This window comes from Deltaproteobacteria bacterium, assembly GCA_003696105.1.
Lineage (GTDB): Bacteria > Myxococcota_A > Polyangia > Haliangiales > J016 > J016.
In genome coordinates this window covers 1-7,009 of record RFGE01000152.1, presented here as the reverse complement: position 1 = coordinate 7,009, position 7,009 = coordinate 1, and the positions used below count along the sequence as shown (strand labels likewise).

General features: G+C 70.6%; 7 protein-coding genes. 3 read left to right on the top strand and 4 right to left on the bottom strand.

Annotated features, from left to right (window positions below; genetic code table 11):
• Positions 1-359: 359 nt before the first annotated feature.
• Positions 360-686 carry a hypothetical protein gene (locus D6689_10265; protein ID RMH41725.1) on the bottom strand — a complete coding sequence of 109 codons (327 nt, stop codon included), beginning with the start codon at positions 684-686 and terminating at the stop codon, positions 360-362.
• On the opposite strand from D6689_10265, the gene D6689_10260 reads away from it, so the two are divergent.
• Positions 676-915: a hypothetical protein gene (locus D6689_10260; GenBank protein RMH41724.1), complete on the top strand. Its 240-nt coding sequence runs from the start codon at positions 676-678 to the stop codon at positions 913-915. The genes D6689_10265 and D6689_10260 overlap by 11 nt on opposite strands.
• Before the next feature lie 29 nt (positions 916-944).
• Entirely contained in the window at positions 945-3,005 is a 2,061-nt protein-coding gene (locus tag D6689_10255) for a hypothetical protein (protein RMH41723.1), read from the top strand.
• 133 nt (positions 3,006-3,138) lie between these two features.
• On the opposite strand, the gene D6689_10250 is transcribed toward D6689_10255, so the two are convergent.
• From D6689_10250 to D6689_10240, 3 genes are read right to left on the bottom strand one after another with little or no spacing between them, the layout of a single operon-like run.
• Complete coding sequence (locus D6689_10250; protein RMH41722.1) at positions 3,139-4,110, bottom strand: radical SAM protein; 972 nt, start codon at positions 4,108-4,110, stop codon at positions 3,139-3,141.
• A gap of 21 nt (positions 4,111-4,131) precedes the next feature.
• Positions 4,132-5,424, bottom strand: a complete 1,293-nt coding sequence (locus D6689_10245) for an FAD-binding protein (GenBank protein ID RMH41721.1) — start codon at positions 5,422-5,424, stop codon at positions 4,132-4,134.
• The gene (locus tag D6689_10240) at positions 5,421-6,500 is read right to left on the bottom strand and encodes a prephenate dehydrogenase/arogenate dehydrogenase family protein (protein RMH41720.1); all 1,080 of its coding nucleotides are present in this window, start codon (positions 6,498-6,500) and stop codon (positions 5,421-5,423) included. The genes D6689_10245 and D6689_10240 overlap by 4 nt, the downstream gene beginning before the upstream one ends.
• A 224-nt stretch (positions 6,501-6,724) precedes the next feature.
• Here D6689_10240 and speD point away from each other — a divergent pair.
• Positions 6,725-7,009 (top strand): adenosylmethionine decarboxylase (gene speD, locus D6689_10235; protein ID RMH41726.1); only part of this gene is annotated, 285 nt, incomplete at its 3' end.

Below are 7,009 nucleotides of genomic sequence, written 5' to 3'. Positions count from 1 at the left end.
GGCGGCCGCAGCGCCCCGATACACTTTGGAATGCGCAGTCCTTGCCCAATACGCGGTGAGATCGATCTGCGCATCAACGGCTCGGTGCCCCATTCGCCCACGCGTCAAGTGGTGCCAATGCGTGCCGGGCAAACAGAATGGGTGCAGCGATTGGATCGTCTCCCTGCGCCGTCCCGGCCACTTTTTGCGTCGGCCCGACCGTCAGAATCGAAGCCATACATGACCGCATCTCGCCGAAATCGGGGACCCTGCCGTGGAGCCGTACTACGACCCGGGCCGCAAAACGGAGCCACGCGCGACTGCATGCCAACCAATTGAGTTGCATGCATTTGCAATTGACAGATTGCACACTCGCATTGTTAACTGCGTAACATGGCAGACATCGAAAAAGAGATCTCTCGCAAGGTCGACGCATTCGTCGCCGAAATGTCCGAATTGCTGCGCCGCGCTGCGCTGGCCAAAGCGGCAGCGATTTTGTCGGAACAAGCCGCGGCGGCGGCGCCGGCGGCCACGGCGACGCCGGAGCGCGCGAGGGCGACGGCCGCCGCGCCCGTCTCGGCCAAACCTGTCGGCCGCCGCTCGCCGCGGCAAATTGCCGCCACCGTCGCAAAGCTCAAAGCGTACATCGCCGCCCACCCCGGCCAGCGGATCGAGGAGATCGCGAAGGGCCTCGGCGTGGCGTCCAAACACCTCAAGAGGCCCGTCAAGAAGATGGTTACGGCCGGCGAGATCCGACGCGAGGGTCAGCGCCGTGCCACACGCTACTATCCGGCCGACAGCGGCGGTTCGACGGCAAAGGCGGCGGCGGGCGGTCGCGCCGGCCGGAAGGTGGCGAAACGCAAGGGCCGCGGGAAGACCGCCACGAGCGGCAAGAAGACCGCCACGAGCGGCAAGAAGACCAAGCGCAAGAAGTAGCGCCGGCCGCGGCCCCGGGATGCGGCCGGATGCGTACCGCGACCCGTGCCCGGTCGACTGCGGTCGCCGAGTCCGGTCGCTGGCGACGGCGCTCACCGGCCGCCCCGTTCGCCTCGCCAGTGCGCTATCGTACCCACGCCATGCGTACGGTAGCCGCCGCTTTCGTCGTCGCTGTCGTCGCCGTCGCCGCGTGCGGCGGCGACGCGCCGGTCCTGTCGACGCCCGCCGAATGCAATCCGCTCGGTGGGCTCAATTGCATCACGCCGTGGCCGTCGGCGCTCTACGAGGCGCCAGACACGACCGCGCCGACGGGGATGCGCCTGGACGTGCCGGCCGGCGCACTGCCGACCAACCAGGACGGCATCGCGATCGACCCGGCGCCGCTCAATCGGCTGGACGGCTTCTCGATCGCCGCGCCGATCATCACGGCATTTCCGGGCGGCGTCGACCCGTCCCCGCTCGTCCCGTTTACGAACTACCCCGCCAGTCTCACGGACGCCAGTCCTACTGTCCTCGTCGATATGGACACGGGCGAGCGAGTCGCGCACTTCGCCGAAGTCGACGCCAGCGCCGAGGACACGCCCGACAAGCAGGCCCTGTACATTCGCCCCGCTGCTCCGCTGAAGTTCGGCCACCGCTACGCGGTGGCGATCCGGCGATCGCTGAAAGCCCGGGACGGCAGCGACCTACCCACCCCCGAGGGATTTCGAGCCATCGTCGACGGCACGGCGACCGATCACGACCGACTCGAGCGCATTCGCGACCGCTACGACGCGATCTTCGCGGCACTCGAAGCGCAAGGGATCGACCGGAGCGATGTCGTCGTCGCGTGGGATTTCACCACTCAGTCGGTCGGCGCCGCGCGCGACGACGTGCTCGCGGCCCGAGACGCGGCGATTGCCGCGATCGGCGATGCCGGGGAAAACCTCACGTACACCGTTGACAGCGACGAACCGTTCGAAGACGGCGCCGTGATCGCGCGCGTCGTCGAGGGTAGTTTCACGGCGCCGCTGTTTCTCACCCAGAACGGGGCGTTTGCGCCCGGCACGCAGCTCGCGCGCGACGCCGCCGGGCTGCCGGCGATGCAGGGCATGTACGACACCGATTTCGTCGCGATCGTGCCGGCGTGCGCGTACGACGCCGCCGAACCGGTCGGGATCATCATCTACGGCCACGGACTGATGGGCTCGCCGGACGAGGTCGCACACGGCGCGGTCCGCAAGGCCTCGGCCCAGCTGTGCATGGTGGTCGTCGGCACGTCGTGGCGTGGCATGAGCGGCCGCGATCTGCCCCAGGTCGCCGCCGCGCTCAACGACGCCAACAAAGGGCCGTGGATTTTCGACACCCTCGTCCAGGGGATCGTCAACTTCATCGCGCTCGAACACATCGCGCGCGGTCCGATGGCCGCCACTCTATTCGTGGACGGGGACGGCAACTCGCTCGTCGACCCGACCAAGGTGTACTACTACGGCAACTCACAGGGCGGCATCTTCGGCGGCACGGTGCTGGCGTACGATCCGTTTATCGAACGCGGCGTGCTCGGCGTGGCCGCCGCCAATTACTCGATGATGCTCGAGCGCTCCCTCGACTGGCCAACGTACCGGACCATCCTCGGCGGCGCCTACCCCGACCCGCTCGACATGGCCCTCCTGCTGAACTTGATGCAGATGCAATGGGACCGCACCGATCCGGTCGGCAGTGTGCCGGACCTGCTCACCGGCGCGATCCCGGGCACTCCGGCCAAGCAGGTGTTGATTCACATGGCCGTCGCCGACGCGGAGGTCTCCAATGTGGCGACGGAGTACGAGGCGCGCGCGATCGGATTGCCGACGCTCGCGCCCGCCGTGTACGAGCCATACGGCGTGCCGGAAACCGAGGGCCCGCTCGACAGCGCGCTCGTAATATGGGACGGGGGTGACGGCCCGCTGCCGCTCACGAACACGCCGCCCGCGGAAAACGACGCCCACCAGTTGCCGCGCAATAAACCGCGTGCAATCGAACAAATGGGCACCTTCTTCGCCACCGGGCAGATCGTACATACCTGCGGGGAGGACACTCCCTGCGACTGCACGACCGGCGCCTGCGATTAGCCGGTCGAAGCTCGGCGCGCGCCCGCAGCGCACGAGGGCGCGTATGCGCGTACGGTGGCGGCGGGCGCGCGGACGTGAGGCGCAGATCGCGCGCAGATCGCCACCGCGGCGGGCGGCGATGCGCGACAGCCACCTACCCCCGCTGCGGCCGCCAGCCGTCGAGCACGGAGGCGCGGTGGACGCAGCCGATGGTGCAAAGCGGCGCGCAGCCCTTGGGGGTATGGAACTCGCGGCGGATGTCCTCGACCGTGTAGTCGGCCAGCGGGATCCCCGGGTGTCCCCGCTGTTGCGAACAATAGTGAACCCGGCCCTCCTCGCAAATGTACAGGTAGCGCGCACCGGCACGACAGCGCCAGTCGTTGGGCCGGCCTTCGATCAAGTTGGACTGAAAACTGCGAATCCGGTTGTACATGCCGAGGCCAGTGCGCGTGACCTCGTCGTAGACGCGCCGCTCCTCGGCAGATAGCGGTCGAAGGCGACCGGACCCGTCGTGAATGATGCCTACGGACGTGGCGAAGCCCAATTCGCGCGCGCGCCGGGCGATCGTGAGCGCGTCCTCGGGGCGGTCGACCCCGGACCCGAGCACCACGTTGACGTTGACGTGAAACGCGGCGTGGTTGGCGAGATTGACCAACTTCGCGTCGAGCACTTTGAGGCTCTTTTGCGACACGTCGTCGGGCTTGACGTTGTCGATGCTGATCTGGAGGTACTCGAGCCCGGCATCGTTGAGCTTGCGGATCCGATCGACCTGTAAGAAGTATCCATTGGTGATCAGGCCCGAGATCATGCCGCGCGCGCCGATGCCGGCGATGATCTGATCGACGTCCGGATGGAGCATCGGCTCGCCGCCGCTGAGAGTGACAATCTGCGTACCCAGTTCCGCCAGCTTGTCGAGCCAGCGCATCACCTCCGCGGTCGGAACCGGGTCCGACACCTTGTCGTACTCGTTGCAGTAGCTGCACGCCAGGTTGCACCGCCGCATCGGGATGATCTGGGCGAGGACCGGCCGGTCCGGGTCGACCGCGGCGCGTACGGCCATCCGCGCGGCGCGGGCCATGCGGCGAGCGGCGCGGCGAACGTCCGGGGACAGTGCGAAGCGTGCCATCGGCCCCGCTATAGCACAGCGTCAGACCGGATCGGGGCGGTCCCCGAACACCCGCGCAACCCGCCGCGACCACGCGGGCCGATCGGCCGGTCGCCGCGGATAGGCCGCGTACAGCGCGCGCACCGCGACCATGCGGGCGAGCGCATCGGCCATGCGGGCGGCGAGCACCGGCTCGGTCAGCAGGCCCACCAGCTTGCCGGGCAGCGACGCGGGCGACGGCACCGGCGCGCGCTGCGCGAGGCCGGCGGCGGCCAGGTCCGGGTCCATGATCCCCTTTTCGATCAGACGCGCCAGCTCGTCTGCCGTCAACGCCTGCGACAGCCGGCGAAATACGTCGTACGCCGCGAGCAGGCCGCCGTGAGTACGCTGCCAGCGCACCGCATAGGTGTCTACCCCGCGGCCATCCGCCAGGGCGTCGGCCAACATACGTGCCGCGACCAGCCCCGCGCCGATCCCGGACGCGTGCGCCGGGAACACCTGGCATGCCGCGTCCCCGAGCGCGGCGACGCCGTCCGCCGCGAGCCGGTCGTACGGTCGCCGCAACGGAATCGCGCGCGCACCGCCGAACCGCCGCGCGCCGATCCACGCGTGCTCGGCCGCGAACGCCCGCAGGATGTGCTCGCCGGATGGATGGCCGAGGGCCGGGATGCTGCCGGTGAGCACCGACAGGTCGCCTCCGGCGAGGCGCACGTTGAGGATCGAAAACCCGCCGTGGATGCCGGTGAAGCACAGCGTGTCGCCCGGCGATACACCGTGGCGTGCGAAGAAGTCCTCGGCGGCGGCGCGGTCGTCGACGGCGAACACGGCCTGGGCGGCGGCGCACAGATCGGTCCGGCGCACGGCCGGCTGGCCGAGCAGGCGCGCCCCCGCCAGCCCCGACGCATCGACGATCGCCGCGGCCCGCACCGTGCCGCGGTCCGTGTGCAGCGCCCCGCCGCCTGCCGCGGTCGCGCGCACCCCGCCGGCCAGCACCGCGCCCGCTTCGCGCGCGGCGTCCTGCAACCGCGCCACGAGCAGGCGCATGTCGACCTCCCACACGCCGTGGTCGCGCAGCACCAGCCGCTGCGGCCCCCAGCCGGCGACGAGGTGAAACGGCGCGCCGGTGCCGCGGCACTCGGCCCCGGTCGGCCGCGCGATACCGGCGGCGTCGAACGCGGCGGCCGGCACGCCGTTGACCCACCGAGCTCCCGCCGCATCCAGCGGGCGGCGGTCGACGCACACGACCCGCAGGCCGCGCCGCGCGCACAGCGCCGCGGCTGCCGCGCCCGCGGTGCCGGCGCCCACGATCGCGACGTCCGCGCGGTCCGGGATCACCGGCGCCCCGCGAGGTACGCGCGGCCCTGCTCCATCAGCCGCACGAACCCGGACTCGTCTCCGGCGCGCACCACCGACCGCACCCGTTCGACCGCCAGCAGCAGCGCGCCCAGCGCCTCGGTGCCGTAGTCGTTGAGGTGCTGGATCTCGAAGTACAGGTGCGGGTTTTCGGAGGCCACCTTGCGCGCGACGTCGAGTTGCGCCTCGAACGTGGTGCTCGACAGCTCCGCGAGCTTGGGGGCCGCCTCGCCGCTTTCGGCCAGCGCCGTGAAAAATGCGATGTTCAGCGCGTGCGACAGGCCGAGCACGTACGCGATGGTGCGGTCGTGGCTTTCGAGATCCATCGACACCTGGATCGCCATCGTCGGCGCGAACAGCGCGCGGGCCTCGTCGACCGCATCGGGCACACCGACGTCGACGAAGATGACGTGCCGGCCCGACAGTAGCTCGGTGTCGGGGCCGAACATCGGGTGGACCGAGGCCACGCGGACTCCCGCGTCGACCAGCGCCTTGAGGCCGGACCGCAGCGGGCTCTTGAGCGAACCGATGTCGAACACGAGCCCGGCGGGGCGCCGGGCGGCGAGTTCGTGGAGGATCGCGTTGGACGCGCGCAGCGGGGCGGCGACCACGATGACGTCGTGCGCCAGGTCGGCGTCGCGCCAGTCGGCGTAGTCGGCGTCGCCGGCGGGGTCCGCGACCTCCACCGCGTACCCCTGCGACGCGAGGAACCGGGCGAACCAGCCGCCCATCTTGCCGCGGCCGCCGATGACGAGCGCGCGCTTGCCGTCCCCGCCGCCGCGCGCGACGACCTGATCCCGCTCCTGCACGGCGAGCGACGACTCGATGAACTGGACGAGCAGCTTCTCGGCGAGGTCCGGCGAAAACCCGAGCTCGGCGGCCGCCGCGCGGCCGCGCTCGATCACCTGCTTTTCCTGCGCGTAGTCCCGCGGCGACCGCCCGAGCGCCCGTTTCGCCGCGCCGATGTCCGACGACAGCCGCAGGCGCAGGGCGACTCGCTCGAAAATCTCTCGGTCGACGGCGGCGAGCTGTCGCCGCAGTTCGTCCAGATCGGCCATCGCTCCTTGATACGCTCGCCGCCGGCGGCGGGCAAGCGCGCGGCCGGCGGTGCCCGCACGCCGCGGCCACCGGGGCGGGACGCGGCGCGCGGCCGGGCGCGGCCGGACGGCTCGGGCGCATGGCGGGGCTCGGGGCCGCCCGCGGGGCCCGGCCGACGCCGGAGCGACCCGCGTTCGGCGGGGCCCCCGCGCGCCGGCGCCGGTTTTTTCCGGATGGCCTTGCAATGCCGCGCCGCATCCGTATTCTTACGCCTCCGTTGGACACGCGGAGCAGACATGTGCTCGCCGAGTACCACGGATGCGACCCTGCGGTACTCGACGATCGCGGGACCATCGAGCCGCTGATGCGACGCGCGGCGCAGGCTGCCGGTGCGACCGTCGTCGGCTCGATGTTCCACGAGTTCGCCCCGCAGGGCGTCAGTGGGGTCGTCGTCGTCGAGGAGTCCCACCTGTCCATTCATACGTGGCCCGAATACGGCTACGCGGCGGTCGATTTCTTCACCTGCGGC